This is a genomic window from Nocardia sp. NPDC003979 (assembly GCF_053605015.1).
Genome location: NZ_JBSGIJ010000024.1, coordinates 39,019 through 55,138, shown reverse-complemented (window position 1 = coordinate 55,138; position 16,120 = coordinate 39,019). Strand labels below are relative to the sequence as shown.

Below are 16,120 nucleotides of genomic sequence, written 5' to 3'. Positions count from 1 at the left end.
GGGATTCCGGGAGGTTCAAAAGTGAACTGTCAGCGCCGGGTGACGAGCTTCGCACCGCGGAGCATCCACACCGCCGGGACCAGGCAGCACAGCAGCGCGAAGAGGCTCGCCTCCGGACCGAATGCCCCACCGGTCAGCACATCCGGTCCGGAGAGGACGGTGCGTAGCAGGCCGGGTTCGCCGTCGGCGCCGGATACCGCGGTGCCGAACACGCCGGACTCCGTGAAATTCCAGGCGAAATGCAGGCCGATCGGCAGCCACAACGACCGCGTGGCGGTGTAGGCGATGGCGAGCAGCGCACCACCTTCGACCGCGATGGCCAGAGCACCCGACAGCGTCGCATTGTTGTTGACCAAGTGCGTCAGGCCGAAGATCAGCGACGAGACCGCGATCGCGATGATGCTGCCGGTCCGTTCTTCCAGGATGCGGTGCACCACGCCCCGGAACAGCAGCTCCTCGGTAACCGCCACCGAAGCCATCGAGCCCGCCACTCCCAGGCAGGCTCCGAACGAGCCACTGGTGATGTCGGCGTCGGTGAACAGGACCGCGAGCACCATCGTCGCGAGGAATGCCTCGGCTCCGATGAGCACACCGTGCCCGAGCCCCCGCCACCGCCCAGCGGCGGCCAATTCCGTGACCTCCGAACGTTTCTCGACACGGCAGGTAAGCCACCTGAAAGCGAAGATCGCCCCGACCGCCGCGCCGATTCCTAGGAAGAACCGCAGCACAGGCACATCCGAAACGAGCGCGTCCACGCCCCGCGCGGCGATCAGCAACACGGCCGTCCCAACGAGCAGAACCGGCACCCGGAGCCGCTGCATCGGCGATCTCCGCTCGGTGGGGGTGATCATCAATTGTCCTCTCGCCGTTGGTCGGTACGGCGAGATTACGAACGAGCCGAGCCGCGCCACATCACTCCGTGGGAGCGTTCTCGGTAGTACTCGCGAGTGAGTCGCTGCTTTCAGTCGCCGGAAGCGGCGTTTTAGTTTCCGGAACCGACGATGGCGGTGACTCGGATCTCCACGCGCATGGCGGCGAGACCGAGCGCGGTCACCCCGGTCTCGGTCCAGATCGGCGCGCGGCCGCCGAGCCGCCGACGGAACTGCTCGGCCATCACCCTGTTGTGACCGTCTCCGATGACGCCGCTTCCCGCTTCCACCTTGTGGTAGGAGTTGACGTGAATGACGTCCCTCCAGGTGGCGCCAACGGTGGCGAGCGTTCGCTCCACGTTGTCGAAAGCCTGGATGATCTCGTCCTCCAGCGAGTGGGGAACGACCAGCTCGTCATCCACCCCGGCCTGACCAGAGGTCTCCACCCGGTCGCCGACCCGGACGGCGCTGCTGTAGCCGAGCGCTCGGTGCAGCTTCTCGCCTGCGCCGGGACTGATGCCGAAGGTAACCGTGCTCATGATGCTCTCATTCGTATGGAGGGGCGTACCGTCACCAAGCGCTGTGAACAGCGCGGTTGGATCGTCCGGGCGCCCGACCCGGCAGACGGTCGCTACACCCTCGCCGAACTCACCGACGCCGGCCTGGACATCGTGCGTCTGGCAGCTCCGACCCACCTGCGTTCAGTGCGCCGCACCGTCCTCGACTCGCTCAGCACGAGTGATCAGAAAGCCCTCGCCCGCATCGCGCAAAAACTTCGCATCGTTCCGGACGGCCTCGGCTGAGGGTAGTCCCACGTGACGGGCCCGGTGTGGGGCGCTCGGTCAGGACTTGGCTGCCTCGTAGGCGGCGGTGAGCTCGGCCAGGACGCCGTCGCGCGGGGTGGGTGCGCCCTCGAGGTGCGTGGCGCGCAGCTCTGCCATGAACCGCTCCCACAGCGGTGGTCCGCCCGCGGCGAGAAGTTCCGCGCGCACGGTCAGCTCCGGTGTGGTCTCGAGCCAGCGCGCGCCCCAGGCGCCGAGCTGGGCCAACACCGGCACCAGATCGATCGCGGCCTCGGTGAGCCGGTATTCCACCTTCTGCCGGTGCGACGGATCGTCGTGGCGGGTGAGCAAACCGGCCGACACCAGTTTCGCCAGCCGCGCTGCCAGCACGTTCGACGCGATTCCTTCGATCGAGTTGGTGAGCAGCTCCCGGAAGTGTGTGTGCCCGCCGAACATCATGTCGCGCAGCACGATCATGCTCCAGCGGTCGCCGAGCAATTCGACGCTCCGGTTGATCGGGCACCCGGATTTGCCGAGCGGTACCGGCAGCTTGTTCTTTGAAACTGGTTGCGTCACGGGATCAGTTTAGGCTACCGTCGCAACTGCTTGCAGATCGCAATCAGAAAGGGGTGTCGCCGTGGCACAGCTGGTCCGGGTGCAGAACTTCAGCGTTTCCACCGACGGGTACGGGGCAGGTGAGGGGCAGAGCCGCGAGCGGCCGTTCGGCCACGCCGACCCGGGGGACTTCATGTTCTGGGCGGGCGCCACCGCGCACTGGCCCAACCGCACCGCGCCGGGCGGCAGCTACGGCCTCGACGACTACATCACCCGCGACTACGCCCGCAATATCGGCGCGGAGATCATGGGCCGCAACAAGTTCGGCCCCGCGCGCGGTCCGTGGGAGAACTACGACTGGCAGGGCTGGTGGGGTGACGAACCGCCCTTCCACACACCGGTTTTCGTGCTCACCCACTACGAGCGCCCTTCGTTCACGCTCTCCGACACCACCTTCCACTTCCTGAACGCCTCGCCGAAAGAGGCGTTGGCGCGAGCCCTCGACGCCGCCGACGGCAAGGACGTGCGCATCGGCGGCGGCGTGGCGACGGTCCGGGAATTCCTCGACGCCGACCTCATCGATCAGCTGCACATCGCGGTCGCCCCGGTGGAGCTGGGCGCGGGGGAGCGGCTGTGGGAAAGCCCGGCCGAACTGGCGGACCGCTTCCAGCACGAAGAGGTTGCCAGCCCGAGCGGGGTCGTCCACCACTTCTTCTGGCGGCGCTGAGGCAATCGGTCGTCATCGATCTGCAACCCGTTCACCCGGCCGTGGCCTCCATGCGCCATGCTTGTGCGGTGGTTATAGCGTCAGATGTCGTCCCCGTGCGTGGCAGTGAGTTCTCGGTCCTGTTGCGTCGTGTCCGGGAGGCGAACCTCTTGGACCGGCGGTTGCGGTATTACGGGTGGAAGAGTGCGCTCACCGCGGCGGCTTTCGTCGCTGGTTGGGCGGCGTTTTTCGTCATCGGGGACTCGTGGTGGACGCTGCTCGTCGCGGCGTTCCTCGCGCTGGTGTTCTCGCAGATCGCCTTCCTCGGCCACGACGCCGGGCACAAGCAGATCTTCGCGGGCCGCAAGGCCAACTACCTGTACGGCCTGATCGCGGGCAATCTCGCGATCGGGTTGAGTATCGGCTGGTGGACCAGTAATCACGCCCGCCATCACGCCCACCCCAATACCGAGGGCATGGACCCGGACGCGATGGGGGTGCTGGCGTTCTCCGGCGAGCGGGCGCGGACCGGAAAGGGCTGGCGCCGCTTCATCTTCCGGTACCAGGGGTGGTTGTTCTTCCCGTTGCTGCTGCTCGAGGGCGGCAGCCTGCACTGGAAGAGCATTGTCGCGGTGTTCCGCTGGCCGATCGCGAACCGCGTCTGGGAGGGTGCGCTGCTCGCCGCCCACTTCATCGGTCTGCTGTCGGCGGCGTTCCTGGTGCTGTCGCCGGGCAAAGCGCTGGTGTTCATCGCCGTGCAGCAGGGCCTGTTCGGGCTGTACATGGGTTCGACGTTCGCGCCCAACCACAAGGGCATGGAAGTCCTGCCCGAGGGTGACAACACCGACTTCCTGCGTCGTCAGGTCCTCACCTCACGCAATGTGCGCGGCAGCTTCCTCGTCGACCTGGCGATGGGCGGCTTGAACTACCAGATCGAACATCACCTGTTCCCGTCGATGCCGCGCGCCAACCTGCGTCACGCACAGCCGATCGTCGCAGGCTTCTGCGACGAGATCGGCGTGCCGTACTGCGAGACAAGTCTTTTCGAGTCCTACCGGCAGGCGCTGACCCACCTCGACGAGGTCGGCCGCCACGCGAAGTAGGTCAGTGCTCACAGAGGTAGAACTCCCGCTCGAAGTATTCCTCGTTGTGTTCGTCGACGAAGAACTTGCGTTCGTGCATCAGTTGTTCACGGAATTCCTCGGCCTGGGCCCTGGTCATCGTCGAGGTGGGTGACCACGGCTGCTGCGGCGGGATGTCGGCGGTCGAGGTGATGGTGACCGACGGGTCAACCAGGAAGAAGGCCACGATCTTTCGGTGACCGTTTCGGGTCGGATCGTCGAGCCGGAACGGGGCGACGCGGTGCTGGTAGATGTTCGGAAAGGCCACGCAGCGGCCGGTCGTGGTGCGGACCGAGCCCAGTTCCTGGTTGAGCGCGTCCTCGTCGTCGAGACCGTAGACCTCGCGGACTCCGGTGCGGTCGTTCTGCTCGTAGTACGGCTCGTCGATGGCGGTACGGAAACCGAGCAGGCTTTCGGTGATGTTGTCGCTGTCCCAGTAGTAGATGGCGGTGGCGACGATGCGTTCGTTCAGCATGGCCTCGACATGCCATGAACCACCGGGATATTCGGGTTTGTCCGGGGTGAGGTGGATGTTGGCGAGTTTGACGATCACCTGCAGCCGGCGGCCGCTGAGCGTGACGGTGTGGGTGTCGTCCCGCTCGGGCGGTTGGAACTCGGGCGCGTCCGGGATGGTGGGCTGACGTTCCTCCCACCACTTCTCCATGGCTTCCTCGTACGCTTCCTCGGCCGCCTCGTCGTCGTCCTCCGGGGGTTGCGGTTCGGTGTCCTCGTACCAGCCGAACGGGTCGGCGACGATGCGCACTCGTTTCGGGGCGCGCAGATCGGTGAGCACGTTCTCCAACAGGGGGAGTATCCGGCCGAAGAGCTCGGGCAGGACGGCGGCGAGCTCCTGATGGCGGTCGGGGTCGACGTTGTTCACGTAGGAAAGGAACGCCACGCAACCGTCGGCGCCGACCTCGACATCGGTGGGCAACCACTGGAACTTCTTCGAATGCGAGGCCGACTCGGCGTTCTTCTCCGGGTCGGGCCACGGTGCGTCCTCGGGCAGGCTCACGCCACGAACCAGGCAGTACATCGAGGGATGCACCAGATCGAGCACCTGCCCGTCGGATCCCGGATGCCAATCCAGTTCCGCCGCAGGCACTTCCTCGAGTACGTGCACCGCCTCGGCCAACCGCTTGCGCAGATCCTCGTCGACCACCGAGTCCGACTGCCACACCCCGTCGACAGCCGACACCTCGATCCCGCGCTCCGCATTACGAAGCTCGGCGTAATACCCCAATTCGTCGAGCACATAACGGATCTGAGCCTGCGTCATCCCCTGTTCGGCCGCCTCCCGCGACCACCGCGCCACGACCTCGGCATCCTCGCGCTTGCGATACCACTCCGGCTTGGCGCGGATACTCGCACTCAACCGCATCATCTCGAGCTCCCGCACCGTCCGAACAGGCGCGACACACGCCACATGGGCGGCACGAAAGGGCAATGGGAACAGATCCAACTCAGTCAATTCTCTGATCTCTCAACAGTTCTGCCGCACCCACGGCGACTCCGCGGATACACCTGCGACCCTGCCACAGAACTGTCTCCCAACCCATCCCCGTCCTCGGATGTGACACCGCCCGCGCCGGCTGGGCGGGCGGCGGGTCTACAGGCGGGGGTCGGTGGGTGTCGACTCCATGGCGAGGACCGCGAAGACCAGCTCGTGGACCCGCCACAACGGCTCGCCGGCGGCGACAGCGTTCAGGGCGGTGAGGCCGAGGCTGTGTTCGCGGAGGGCCAGGCCGCGTTTGCGGTTGAGGTTGCGGTCTCGTAGGCGGGTGAGGTGTTCGGGGGCTGTGTAGTCGGGGCCGTAGATGATGCGGAGGTATTCGCGGCCTCGGCATTTGATGCCCGGCTGGACGAGTTTGCCCTTGGTGCGGGTGGACAGGCCCGCGTAGGGCTTGATGACCATTCCTTCGCCACCCGAGCCGGTCAGGTCGAGCCACCAGGTGGTGGCCTCGGCTTCGGCGGACGGGTCCGACAGGTCGACCACGCGGCGGTCGGTGGATCGGAACGTGGTGGGGTCGGCGGCGACCAGGCGGTCGCAGATGTCGAGGTGCCAGCCGTGATCGCGGTCGGCGAAGGTGGTGCCTTCGGCGGCGAGCAGGGCGAACGGTGCCAGCGCCACGCCGTCGAGATCGTCGGTGGGCCAGCAGTATCGACGGTAGGCGGTGGTGAAGTCGTCGGCGTTCGCGGCGCGGGCGGCCGTGCGGTCACGCAGGGCGGTGAGGTCGAGACCGCGGTCGACGCCCGCTGCCAATGCGGCCAGCGCCGCGGGCAGGGCGGAGCGTGCGGCCGCACCGGCCGCGGCGTACTGGGTGCGGATCAACCCGCCCGCCTTGGCCGACCACGGCAGCAGTTCGCAGTCGAGCAGCAGCCAATCGGTGTCGAGTTCGTCGAACAGTGTCCCGGCGGCGGCCCGTACCCGGGCGAGCAGTGTTTCGGTGAGGGCGGCGTCGCTGAAGAATGACCGGCCGGTGCGGGTGTACACCGCACCGGAGCTGCCGTCGGAGACGCCGAAACGTGTGGTGGCAGCGGCCTGGTCGCGGCAGACGAGCACGACGGCACGCGAACCCATGTGCTTCTCCTCGCACACCACCTTGTCCACGCCCGCCGCCCGGTAGTCGGCGAACGCCTCGGTCGGGTACTCGAGGTACCCCTCCACCGACGACGTGGACGGCGGCGACATGGTCGGCGGCAACCACAGCAGCAGACGCGGATCGATGGCGAACCGGCTCATCACCTCGAGTGCGGCCGCCGAACTCTCGGCGTCGACGATGACGGTGCCGTCGTCGGTACGCACGTGCCTGCGCCCGGTGACATCGGCGAGATTCAGCGTCTCGTCGTCACGAACCGGTTCGGCGACAAGCGGTTTCACCGGTTCGTAGTAAGTCCGCTCGGCGGGCACCGCGACGAACGTCTTCTCCGGGTAGCGCAGCGCAGTCAGCTCACCACCGAAGACGGCGCCGGTGTCGAGGCAGACAGTGTTGTTGACCCACTCCACCTTCGGTGTCGGCACGTGCCCGTACACCACCATCGCCGAGCCGCGATAGTCGCGCGCCCACGGATACCGCACCGGAAGACCGTATTCGTCTGTCTCCCCGGTGGATTCACCGTAGAGGCAGAAGTCGCGTACCCGCCCGGAGGCGCGTCCGTGGTATTCCTCCTTGAGTCCCGCGTGCGCGACGACGAGCCGCCCACCGTCGAGCCGCAGGTGGCTGACGAGCTTGTCGATCCACCGCGCCGCCTCGTCGACGAACTCCGGTGGCTCCGCCGCCAACTGCTCGAGTGTCTCGGCCAGTCCGTGCGACACCGTCACCTGCTTGCCACGCAATTTGCGCAGCAGCTTCTGCTCGTGATTGCCGGGCACACACAGTGCGTAGCCGCTGTCGGTCATGCCCATCACCAGCCGCAGCACTCCCGGTGAATCCGGTCCACGATCCACGAGATCGCCGACGAACACGGCCTGGCGCCCGTCCGGGTGAGTCGCGTCGACGGGACGTCCGGCCTCGTCGCGCACCAGCACCCAGCCGAGTTCGGTGAGCAGGGACTCCAATTCGGCGCGGCATCCGTGCACGTCGCCGATGATGTCGAACGGTCCGGTGAGTTCGCGCCGGTCGTTCCAGGCCCGCTCGTAGGAGATCGTGACGTCGGCCGGGTCGCTCACCACATAAACCTTGCGGAACCCCTCGCGTCCGAGCTGCCGCAGCGATCGCCGCAGCTCCTGGCTCTGCCGCCGCAGGACGTGCCGTTCGAAGGTGCGATCCGTGCGGGTCCGCGTCCGTTCCCACGCGACCGCTTCCGGTGTGTCGAGCACGATCGCGACCGGCAGCACATCGAAAGACCGTGCCAGCGCGACCAATTCGGCGCGGGCGCGCTTCTGCACGTTGGTGGCGTCGACGACCACGCGTCGACCGGCACGCAGGCGGATCCCCGCGACGTGCCCCAGCGCGTCGAAGGCGTCTTTCGTCGCGGTCTGGTCGTTTTCGTCGTCGGCAACCAGGCCGCGGAAGAAGTCCGAGGACAGCACCTCGGTCGGCTTGAAGTGTGCGCGGGCGAAGGTGGACTTGCCGGAGCCGGAGATGCCGACGAGGGCGACGAGCGACAGCTCGGGAAGGTCGATGTTCATCAGGCGGCCTTACGGAAGAGAGCGAGCTGGGTGGGGGAGCCGGTGCGCGGGTCGTGTTCGCCGACGGGACGGATGTCGACGGTGTAGCCGAAGGTATCGGCCACGCGGGCGGCCCAATCGGCGAATTGCGCACGGGTCCATTCGAATCGGTGATCGTCGTGACGGTGACCGTCGAGAGTTTCGTAGTGCACGTTGTATTCGACGTTCGGCGTGGTCACGATGACCGCGCCGGGCGCTGCGTGCCCGAAGACGGCGCGCTCGAGGGCGGGCAACCGGCTCTCGTCGACGTGTTCGATCACTTCCATCAGTACGGCCGCGTCGAAGCCGCGCAGCCGGTCGTCATGGTAGGTCAGCGCCGACTGGACGAGGGTGATCCTGGCCCGCTGCCGGTCGGGCATGCGATGGAACTTCAAGCGCCGCTCGGCGATTGCCAGCGCACCGCTGGACACGTCGGCGCCGACGATCTCGGTGAATCGCTGGTCGGCGTGCAGTGCGAGCAGCAGAGTGCCCGGCCCGCAACCGAGGTCGAGGACGCGGGTGGCGCCGGTTTCGGCGAGTGCGGCGAGCACCGCGTCGCGGCGCGACTTCACCAGCGGTGTCCTGCGCTCGGTGGCCTCCACGAGTTCGACCGGGTCCTCGATGGTTTCGGGCTCGAGCTGGTCGTCGGCGGCGCGCAGGCGTTCGAGCGCGGACTGGGTGAGCGAGTGCCGACCGGCCAGGTAGCGCCGGGCGATCAGTTCGCGGTCGGGGTGGGTGCCGAGCCATCCGGAACCGGCGCGCAACAGTTTGTCGACCTCGTCGGCGTCGACCCAGTAGTGCTTGGCGTCGTCGAGCACCGGCAGCAGCACGTACAGGTGGTTCAGCGCCTCGGCCAGGCGCACGGTCCCGGTGAGCCGCAGCCGGGTGTAAGGCGAGTCGCCCCACTCCGGGAACTGCGGGTCGAGCGGTTCGGTGGTGGTCGATACCTGCCAGCCCAGGGGTGCGAACAGCCGCTCGACGATCTCGCTCCCACCTCGGCACGGCACCGCTGGCACCTCGATCTCCAGCGGGATCGCCGTGCCCGCCAGTTCGGCCCGGTCCCGGCTGGTGCCGTTGAGCGCCGACCGGAACACCTTGCCCAGTGCCACCGACAGCAGGCTCGACGCCACGTACGGCCGGTCGTTGACGTAGCGTCCCAGCGCCGAGCTGTGCTGACCCTTCGCCGGCCTGGCCAGTTCCACGGGGTCGATCTCGAGCAGCAGCGCCACCGTGCACCGTTCGGCCTCGGCGTGGGGGTAGAACACATGCGCCGTGCCGCCGGTCGTCGCGAACGACTGCACCCGGTCGGGGTGTTTGACCAGCAGGTACCCGAGATCGGTCGCCGGGGAGTGGGTCGTGGAGATCGTCAACAGCACAGACCGATCCTGTCACGGCCGGTCCAGCGATTTTCTTGTGAAAACCTTCAGGCGAAGGCGAACAGCGGCCCGATCACGACCACGACCACCGCCGCCCAGGCGCCGTAGACCGGGAGGTAGCGGGTCTGCCAGTGTTCCAGCGCGGTGAAAGGGGTTCGGCCGCGCAGGAATCGCAGACTCAGGTGGGCCGACCAGGCCAGGTTCACCAGCAGCACGACATTCATGCCGAGCGCGACGATTTTATTGGGGCTGGAACCGAATTCGGCGATCCTGGTGGCCATGACCGCCAGCATCATCAGGTCGACGATCAGGGCGCTCAACACCAGCACCAGTTGCACACGGTCGAAGAAGGCGGGTGGTGCCAGCGGGTCGCGGGCCGAGATCGTGTAGAGCAGCAGGCCGAGCACGAGGACCAGGATGAGGTCCATCTGGATCAGCAGGTCCCGGTCGATGCCGGTGAAGCTGCGGGTGGTGGCGAAGGCGCCGAGCAGGGCGAGCAGCATCAGGATGGTGAGCGGCGTGAACACCCTGGTGAGCACGGGTGCGATGTTCTCGATCACGTTCTGTTTGGCCTCGACCAGCCACGCCGCGACGATCACCGCACCGGCCGCGCCGAACGGCATGATCCAGCGGGTGATGACCGGTTCGATATCGAAATCGAGGGCATCGAACGCGGCAGCCGTGAGGCCCATCAACACACCACCACCGAGGGCGAGCAGCGTGAGATAGACGAACCATTCGCCGGTGAACCGGATGAAATCCATGCGCGGACGGTCCGAGCGCCAGTCACCGCCTGCATACGCGAGGCCGACCACCAGCCACAGCGCGATCGGGGCGTGGATGCCCGCCAGCACCACCGTCGAACCGCCGTCCTCGAACGGGTACAGATTCAGTACGAGCGCGGCAAGCACGAACGGCACGATCAAGGCGAGGGCGACCGCCGCGCTCACCTGCCGCTTCCAGGCGAAATACCCGGTGAGGAAAGGCAGGACGAGAAGACTGAGGTTGAGGGCGAGGGTCTCCTCGTGCAGGAACGTGATCCCGGTCTTCACCGCCACGCCCGCGGCGAGTGCGATGGCGTTCACCATCATCAGCTCCCGATTGCTCTGGCGCCCACCGTCTTCGGGCATCAGCACCAGCTGTTTCCACAACCGGTCGGAATGCTCACGAGCGAACTCGCGCGAGATCGAGTCCACATTGCCCATCCGCTTGACCGCGACGAGAAACGCTTCCTCGCTGCTGAGACCGGCGTCCTGCAATGTCGAGACCTGTTCGCGCAGATGGTCTTCCATCTCGTCCACATCGGCCACCGAGATCACCCGGTGCCGTTGGACATAACCGCGCCACAGGTCGACCGCGGTGTCGAGTTCGGCATCCATCACGCCCACCCCTGCGCCGCGGCCGGCGGCTGATTGATGCCGCGCCAGACCTGGTCGAGGGCCTCGGCCACGACGGTCCACTGCGCCCGGCGTTCGGCGAGGGCGGCGCGGCCCGCGTCGGTGATGAGGTAGTGCTTGCGGCGGCGGCCGCTGTCGGACACGCGCCAGGCCGAGGACACGTAGCCGAGCCGTTCGAGCCGGTGCAGCAGGGGATAGAGCATGCCGTCGGTCCACTGCATGCGGCCGTTGGACAGCGTGTTCACCTGCTCGAGGATGGCGTAGCCGTAGGACTCGCCGTCGGCGAGGATCCCGAGCACGAGCGGCGTCGCCGAAGCCGCTACCAGGTCTTTGTCGATGCGCACTGCACTCCCATACCTAGAACCGTTAGGTATGACCCTAGCAGATCTAGGTATGGGAGGCGGGGAACCTCAGCTCAGGCGGACCGGCAGGGTCGCGTGGCCGTTGGAGATGAAACTGGCCACCGAACCGAATTCCTCCGTGGCACCGGCCAATCGGATTCCGGGAAAGCGTGCGAACAGGGCGGGCAGGGCGATCTCGGCCTCGAGCCGGGCCAGCGGCGCGCCGAGGCAGCGGTGCACGCCGTAGCCGAAGGCCAGGTGTTCCTTGTTCACCCGGGTGACATCGAAGTCGTCGGCGGTGTCGCCGTGCAGGTTCGGGTCACGGCTCGCCCCGGCGTAGGAGGCGAGGATCGGGTCGCCCGCCGCGATGGTGACGCCTTCGAGCTGGATCTCCTCGACGGCGAACCGCAGCGGCAGATGCGCGACCGGCGCCTCGAAGCGCAGCGATTCCTCCACCACATCGGCCCAGGTGGCCTTGCCGTCACCGACCGCGGCCAGCTGCTCGGGATGGGTCAGGAGAGCATGCACTGCCTGATCGAGCAGGTTGACGGTGGTTTCGTGGCCCGCGCTGATCACCAGCAGCAAGGTGTCGACGAGTTCCTGCTCGGTGAGCTGGGTGCCGTCGTCCTCGTCGCGGTGGGTGATGAGCAGGCTGGTCATGTCGTCGCCGGGGTTGGTGCGGCGGTAGGCGACCAGTTCGCCGAGGATGCCGTACATGTTCATGTAGTTGGCCTGCGACTCCTCCGGGCTCAGCGAGGTGTCGAAGATGCCGTCGACGCACTTGCGCAGGCCCGCGTGCAGCGAGTCCGGCACACCCATCAGCTCGGAGATCACCTGGATGGGCAGCGGGTAGGCGAAGCGTTCACGCAGGTCGATCACCTCGCCTGCCGGGACGGCGGCGAGTTCGTCGAGCAGGCCCGCGGTGATCTTCTCGATCATCGGGCGCATCGCCACCGTGCGCCGATGGGTGAAGGCGGGTGCGACAAGCTTGCGCAGGCGCGTGTGGTCGGCGCCGTAGGCGGTGAACATGTTGTTCACGGCCACCCAGAGGAACAGTGGCCAGTCCGGCGGCACCTCACCCGCGGCGAACGCGGGCCAGTGCTTGGTGGCGGACTTGGACACCCGTGGGTCGGCCAGCAGCTTCTTCAGCGTGGCGGCGTCGGTGACCGACCACGCCCGCACCGCACCCGGCAGCTCGACGAGCGTCACCGGCCCCCGTGCCCGAATCCGCGCGGATTCTCCCTGGATATCCGCGCCTGCGGGGTCAAGTACCAGTGCCACGTCGTCCATTCAGGTCTCCTCATCGCTCGCACATCACACTGCTTGCGGGGCAAGCCTTTTCGGTACGAATGCCCCCGTTTCACGGTAACAGTGCCATCGATCGCGCGCCGATGCTTTCATTCGGTACCACTCGCTGGAAGCTGCTCGGCGCGGAGGTCGAATCGGCACGTCACAGCCGGTGGGGCGGAGGGTGTGGATTTCGCACCCTAGGGCTGGGATTCGCACTTTTCGCCTAACGGGCCCGGCGAGAGTCTCGATGGAGTCGTTGTCCGCGCCGACAGCGTGCGGGGGACCCGGAATCGAGGAAATCATGAAGAACGCAGTTCGGATGAGTGCGCTGATCGCGGTGGCGGCGGGGATGGTCGCGGGCTGCACCGGGGACGACGGGGGCACTGTCCGCCCGACGACCTCGGTCACCGCCACGTCTTCGGTTCCGGTGGAACCTCCTGTGGAGCAGACCATTTCGCCGTCGCCGGGCATACCGTCGCCGGGGAGGCCGTCGGCTGAGGTGCCGCCGGTGATCGACTCACCGGTGCCGTCGGATACGGAGCCGCCGGTAGTCACGCCGCCCGCCGACGACATCAGCGGGCCGGACCGGTGCGTCGACCCGGGCTCCAGCGGTGTGCGCACCGCGCTCGCCGGGCTCGGTGACGGTTGGGCCGCCTCGCAGGCCTCGGAGGACCGGCCGGGCAGCTGTGGTGAGCTGCTGTGGGTGCGCGCCGTCGGTGGGAATTCGGCGGGTGCACCGATTCACATCATGTTCTTCCACGACGGGAAGTACCTGGGCACAGCGACTTCCGAGGCCTACGCGTTCACCTATGTCGCCGGGGCGAGTGGCAACTCGGTGACCGTCAACTACAAGTGGCTCGTCGGTGACGAACCGTTCGCGGCGCCGCAGGGTGGCCCGGCGGCGATCACCTACAGCTGGACCGGGTCGGGTGTGGCGATGAGCGGTCCGCTGCCGAGCGAGGTCACCCAGCCGCATCGCTGACAGTTCAGGCGGGCTCCGGGTGGAGCACCAGGACGGTGATCTCGCTGGGTGCGAACACCCGCAGCGGCGGGCCCCAGAACCCGGTGCCACGGCTGGTGTAGAGCTGGGTGTTGTTCGCATGCCTGCTCAGCCCGGCCACGACCGGCTGGTCCAGTCGCACCAGGTAGTGGAACGGCCAGATCTGACCGCCGTGGGTGTGACCGGAGATCTGCAGGGCCACCCCGGCCGCGACGGCGTCGGCGATCTGCTTGGGCTGGTGGGCGAGCAGCACCACCGGCAGGTCGGGGTCGGCGCCGGTCAGGGCGGCGGGCAGGTCGGGGCCGTGACCGGGGAGTCCGCGCCCGGTCGGGTCGTCGATTCCGGCGATGACCAGGCGGTCGCCGTCGCGGGTGAGGGTGCGGTGTTCGTTGTGCAGTGGCTGCCAGCCGAGGGCGGCCATGTAGTCGATCCAGCCCTGCGCGTCGCCGAAGTACTCGTGATTGCCGGTGATGTAGAAGCGGCCGAGCGGCGCGACGACCTTGCCGAGCGGGTCGACCTGGGTCTGGCGTTTCTCGACCGAGCCGTCGGCGAGATCACCGGCGTGGCAGGCGATGTCGGGTTCGAGGCCGTTCACCACGTCGACCACTTTCTCCGACCAGCGCACGCGGTTCAGCGCGGCGTAGTGGGTGTCGGTGACGACGACCATCCGCAGGCCGTCGAGGCCGGGGGCGAGGCCGCGGATGGCCACGTCGACCGTGCGCACGCGCGGCACCCGGCGTGCCTCGTACACGCCCCAGCCGGTGAGGGCGAGCGCGGTGATCGCCACCCCGGCGGCGACCGGGCGGGCGGGGTCGTCGACACCGATCACCGTCAGCGCGCCGCGGACGAACACGCCGATGACCGACCAGGCGAAGAACACCCAGGACACCCCGAGCAGGGCGTCGCCGACGATCACCGCCGGGTCGGATTGGGCCGGGCCGTGCCCGAGGAACATCGCCACCGGCAGGCAGGCGAACAGGGCCGCGGCGACGGCGGTCCCGATCCAGAACAGCGTTCCGGTACCGCCGGTGGGTGCCCAGACCAGGGTCCACCAGGGCAGGGCAAGCAGCAAGGCTGGGATCAGCACGAACATCAGGCGTACAGCGAGCTTCACGGGGTCCCGTTCTGCAGGGGCCGCCGGGGTCGCGGCACGAATTTCCTCACCAGCGTAGCGCCCGGATCGTCACCCGTGCCGTGGTGAAAGCCCAGGCCGGTGAAGGTGGCTGCGTCGCACCGTAATTCGGTATGTGCCGGTGGTAGCCGGGCGCGCTATGCTGCGCGGCAGGACATCGCCGTGGGGGCGGGTCGTGTGGGGAGCGGCGTGGCCGCGTCAGCGAAAGGTCGATCATGCGTGGCGTAAACGGGGGAGGGGCGCCTGCGCGCCGATCCGGGCGGGTCCGGCGGACCCTGATCGGGGTCACGGCGGCGGTGTTGCTGCCGTTCGGGACGGTGGTTCCGGCGGGTGCCGACGCCGATCCGAACGCGATCGACTTCGCGGTCGAGTCGTCGATGGGCACCATCAACACGCGCATCGTGCGCGCGGCCGACGGCAACACCGACCGGGTGGTGTACCTGCTCGACGGTGAACGGGCCGAGAACGACCTCAACGGCTGGGAGAAGCACACCTCCATCCCGGCGCAGATGGCGAAGTTCAACATCAATGTGGTGATGCCGGTCGGCGGGCAGTCCAGCTTCTACGCCGACTGGGAGCAGCCGAGCAGCTTCAACGGGGTGAACCCCGACGGGTCGATGCTGCCGAGCGCCGACTCCGGTTCGGCCATCGGCGGCTGGGAGGACACCCAGGGCAAAACCACCGCCTACCAGTGGGAAACCTTCATCACCAAGACGCTGCCCGAGGCCTTGAAGTCGCGGTTGGGATTCAGTTCCACGCGCAACGGTGTGCTCGGGCTGTCCAGTGGCGGGAGTGCGGCGCTGTTGATGGCGGCCTACTACCCGGAGCAGTTCAGCTATGCGGGATCGCTCTCGGGGTACCTGCACATGTCGATGCCCGGTATGCGGGAGGCGCTCGGTGCGGCCATGATCGCCAGCGGTGGGTACAACATCGAGGCGATGGCGCCCGCGGGCAGCGAGAAGTGGCGGCGGATGGACCCCTACGGCTTCGCCGAGAAGCTGATCGCGAACAACACCCGCCTCTACATCTCCGCCGGTAGCGCCAAGCCCGCCGATCAGGATCTGTCGTCCATCGACGCGATCACCCAGGGCATGCCGCTGGAAGCGATCGCCCTCGCCAACACCCGTTCCTTCGAAAAGCGCCTCACCGCACTGGGTTACACCAACGTGAGCTTCGACTTCCCCGACATCGGCATCCACAACTGGGGCACCTGGGAGCAGGTGGCGATCCGTTTGATGCCGGACATGGCACCCCACATCGGCAAGCCCCTGCCCGCCGGCGCCAAGCCACCCGCCGCTGCCGCGCCCCCGGGCGCTCCCGGTGCGGAGCCGCCGGCCGGTGGTGCACCGCCGAAGTAGGTCGTCCCGAAAAACAACAACCGCCGCTGCCCCGAGGGACAGC

15 protein-coding genes are annotated in these 16,120 nt (G+C 67.6%); 5 read left to right on the top strand and 10 right to left on the bottom strand.

The genetic code is table 11. The features are described 5' to 3' along the window. Positions 1–29: 29 nt before the first annotated feature. Together ACWEVR_RS30320 and ACWEVR_RS30315 are read right to left on the bottom strand one after the other, a co-directional pair. Positions 30–851: a CPBP family intramembrane glutamic endopeptidase gene (locus ACWEVR_RS30320; RefSeq protein ID WP_452469735.1), complete on the bottom strand. Its 822-nt coding sequence runs from the start codon at positions 849–851 to the stop codon at positions 30–32. Positions 852–982: 131 nt separating this feature from the next. Beyond that, the gene (locus ACWEVR_RS30315; RefSeq protein WP_452469734.1) at positions 983–1,408 is read right to left on the bottom strand and encodes a Rid family hydrolase; all 426 of its coding nucleotides are present in this window, start codon (positions 1,406–1,408) and stop codon (positions 983–985) included. Positions 1,409–1,423: 15 nt separating this feature from the next. Between ACWEVR_RS30315 and ACWEVR_RS30310 the strand changes: the two genes are divergently transcribed. Next, positions 1,424–1,672 (top strand): MarR family winged helix-turn-helix transcriptional regulator, encoded by a 249-nt coding sequence (locus ACWEVR_RS30310; RefSeq protein ID WP_452469733.1) that lies wholly within the window; start codon positions 1,424–1,426, stop codon positions 1,670–1,672. 39 nt (positions 1,673–1,711) lie between these two features. Here the strand turns inward: ACWEVR_RS30310 and ACWEVR_RS30305 are convergent, their stop codons facing one another. Beyond that, a complete protein-coding gene (locus ACWEVR_RS30305) occupies positions 1,712–2,227 on the bottom strand; it encodes a winged helix-turn-helix transcriptional regulator (protein WP_452469732.1) in 516 nt (171 codons plus the stop codon). A 61-nt stretch (positions 2,228–2,288) separates the two neighbouring features. Between ACWEVR_RS30305 and ACWEVR_RS30300 the strand changes: the two genes are divergently transcribed. Together ACWEVR_RS30300 and ACWEVR_RS30295 are read left to right on the top strand one after the other, a co-directional pair. Next, on the top strand, positions 2,289–2,933 hold the full coding sequence (locus ACWEVR_RS30300; protein WP_452469731.1) for a dihydrofolate reductase family protein: 645 nt from the start codon (positions 2,289–2,291) through the stop codon (positions 2,931–2,933). Between the two features lie 68 nt (positions 2,934–3,001). Next, entirely contained in the window at positions 3,002–4,015 is a 1,014-nt protein-coding gene (locus ACWEVR_RS30295; RefSeq protein ID WP_452469730.1) for a fatty acid desaturase family protein, read from the top strand. Between the two features lies 1 nt (position 4,016). Here the strand turns inward: ACWEVR_RS30295 and ACWEVR_RS30290 are convergent, their stop codons facing one another. The 6 genes from ACWEVR_RS30290 to ACWEVR_RS30265 all read right to left on the bottom strand — a co-directional run bounded on the left by ACWEVR_RS30290 (position 4,017) and on the right by ACWEVR_RS30265 (position 12,587). Continuing rightward, positions 4,017–5,495: a DUF4246 domain-containing protein gene (locus tag ACWEVR_RS30290; protein ID WP_452469758.1), complete on the bottom strand. Its 1,479-nt coding sequence runs from the start codon at positions 5,493–5,495 to the stop codon at positions 4,017–4,019. 147 nt (positions 5,496–5,642) lie between these two features. Continuing rightward, positions 5,643–8,168 (bottom strand): polynucleotide kinase-phosphatase, encoded by a 2,526-nt coding sequence (locus ACWEVR_RS30285; RefSeq protein ID WP_452469757.1) that lies wholly within the window; start codon positions 8,166–8,168, stop codon positions 5,643–5,645. After that, on the bottom strand, positions 8,165–9,559 hold the full coding sequence (locus tag ACWEVR_RS30280) for a 3' terminal RNA ribose 2'-O-methyltransferase Hen1 (protein WP_452469729.1): 1,395 nt from the start codon (positions 9,557–9,559) through the stop codon (positions 8,165–8,167). Before ACWEVR_RS30280 ends, ACWEVR_RS30285 begins: the two co-directional genes overlap by 4 nt. Before the next feature lie 47 nt (positions 9,560–9,606). Then, positions 9,607–10,938: a permease prefix domain 1-containing protein gene (locus ACWEVR_RS30275; protein ID WP_452469728.1), complete on the bottom strand. Its 1,332-nt coding sequence runs from the start codon at positions 10,936–10,938 to the stop codon at positions 9,607–9,609. Continuing rightward, positions 10,938–11,300 carry a PadR family transcriptional regulator gene (locus ACWEVR_RS30270; protein ID WP_067491817.1) on the bottom strand — a complete coding sequence of 121 codons (363 nt, stop codon included), beginning with the start codon at positions 11,298–11,300 and terminating at the stop codon, positions 10,938–10,940. Before ACWEVR_RS30270 ends, ACWEVR_RS30275 begins: the two co-directional genes overlap by 1 nt. A gap of 66 nt (positions 11,301–11,366) precedes the next feature. Continuing rightward, positions 11,367–12,587, bottom strand: coding sequence for a cytochrome P450 family protein (locus ACWEVR_RS30265; protein ID WP_452469727.1), 1,221 nt, complete (start codon positions 12,585–12,587; stop codon positions 11,367–11,369). Positions 12,588–12,888: 301 nt separating this feature from the next. On the opposite strand from ACWEVR_RS30265, the gene ACWEVR_RS30260 reads away from it, so the two are divergent. Beyond that, positions 12,889–13,569 (top strand): LppP/LprE family lipoprotein, encoded by a 681-nt coding sequence (locus tag ACWEVR_RS30260; RefSeq protein ID WP_452469726.1) that lies wholly within the window; start codon positions 12,889–12,891, stop codon positions 13,567–13,569. Between the two features lie 4 nt (positions 13,570–13,573). Here the strand turns inward: ACWEVR_RS30260 and ACWEVR_RS30255 are convergent, their stop codons facing one another. Next, positions 13,574–14,680, bottom strand: coding sequence for a metallophosphoesterase (locus ACWEVR_RS30255; protein WP_452469756.1), 1,107 nt, complete (start codon positions 14,678–14,680; stop codon positions 13,574–13,576). A 254-nt stretch (positions 14,681–14,934) separates the two neighbouring features. Between ACWEVR_RS30255 and ACWEVR_RS30250 the strand changes: the two genes are divergently transcribed. Then, a complete protein-coding gene (locus ACWEVR_RS30250; RefSeq protein ID WP_452469725.1) occupies positions 14,935–16,077 on the top strand; it encodes an alpha/beta hydrolase in 1,143 nt (380 codons plus the stop codon). Positions 16,078–16,120: the final 43 nt, after the last annotated feature.

Excerpts from the sequence above, each read along its gene's own strand:
- ACWEVR_RS30320 (WP_452469735.1), bottom strand. The coding sequence starts at position 851 with ATGATCACCCCCACCGAGCGGAGATCGCCGATGCAGCGGCTCCGGGTG.
- ACWEVR_RS30255 (WP_452469756.1), bottom strand. The coding sequence starts at position 14,680 with ATGTTCGTGCTGATCCCAGCCTTGCTGCTTGCCCTGCCCTGGTGGACC.
- ACWEVR_RS30315 (WP_452469734.1), bottom strand. The coding sequence starts at position 1,408 with ATGAGCACGGTTACCTTCGGCATCAGTCCCGGCGCAGGCGAGAAGCTG.
- ACWEVR_RS30310 (WP_452469733.1), top strand. The coding sequence starts at position 1,424 with ATGGAGGGGCGTACCGTCACCAAGCGCTGTGAACAGCGCGGTTGGATC.
- ACWEVR_RS30265 (WP_452469727.1), bottom strand. The coding sequence starts at position 12,587 with ATGGACGACGTGGCACTGGTACTTGACCCCGCAGGCGCGGATATCCAG.
- ACWEVR_RS30275 (WP_452469728.1), bottom strand. The coding sequence starts at position 10,938 with ATGGATGCCGAACTCGACACCGCGGTCGACCTGTGGCGCGGTTATGTC.
- ACWEVR_RS30260 (WP_452469726.1), top strand. The coding sequence starts at position 12,889 with ATGAAGAACGCAGTTCGGATGAGTGCGCTGATCGCGGTGGCGGCGGGG.
- ACWEVR_RS30250 (WP_452469725.1), top strand. The coding sequence starts at position 14,935 with ATGCGTGGCGTAAACGGGGGAGGGGCGCCTGCGCGCCGATCCGGGCGG.